The organism is Mycobacterium sp. ZZG, from assembly GCF_054786995.1.
Genome location: NZ_JBTBFV010000197.1, coordinates 1 through 593 on the forward strand (window position 1 = coordinate 1; position 593 = coordinate 593).

A 593-nucleotide genomic window follows, 5' to 3' on the forward strand; every position below is an offset into this window, starting at 1 on the left:
CGCACCGACGGATCCATCGTGGTCTCCCACAGCTCCTTGGCGTCCATCTCGCCCAGACCCTTGTAGCGCTGGATGCCGTCCTCTGCGTTGATCTTCTTGCCCGCGGCGCGGCCGGCTTCGAGCAGACCGTCGCGTTCCCGGTCGGAGTAGGCGAACTCCGGCTCGCTGCGCTGCCACTTCAGCTTGTACAGCGGCGGCTGGGCCAGGAAGATATGGCCGTTCTCCACAAGCGGTTTCATGAACCGGAACAACAGCGTCAGCAGCAGCGTGGAGATGTGCTGGCCGTCGACGTCGGCGTCGGCCATCAGCACGATCTTGTGATAGCGCAGCTTGGAGAGGTCGAACTCGTCGTGGATACCGGTGCCCAGCGCGGTGATGATCGCCTGGACCTCGGTGTTTTTCAGCACACGATCGATACGGGCTTTCTCGACGTTGATGATCTTGCCGCGCAGCGGCAGGATCGCCTGAAACATCGAGTCACGGCCGCTCTTGGCCGAGCCGCCGGCCGAATCACCCTCCACCACATACAGTTCCGACTTGCTCGGATCGGTGGACCGGCAGTCGGCCAGCTTGCCGGGCAGGCCGCCGATGTC

1 protein-coding gene is annotated in these 593 nt (G+C 63.7%); it reads right to left on the reverse strand.

Annotated features, from left to right (window positions below):
- A partial coding sequence (locus ACXMYJ_RS29330) for a toprim domain-containing protein (protein WP_460359578.1) occupies positions 1 to 593 on the reverse strand: 593 nt, incomplete at both ends.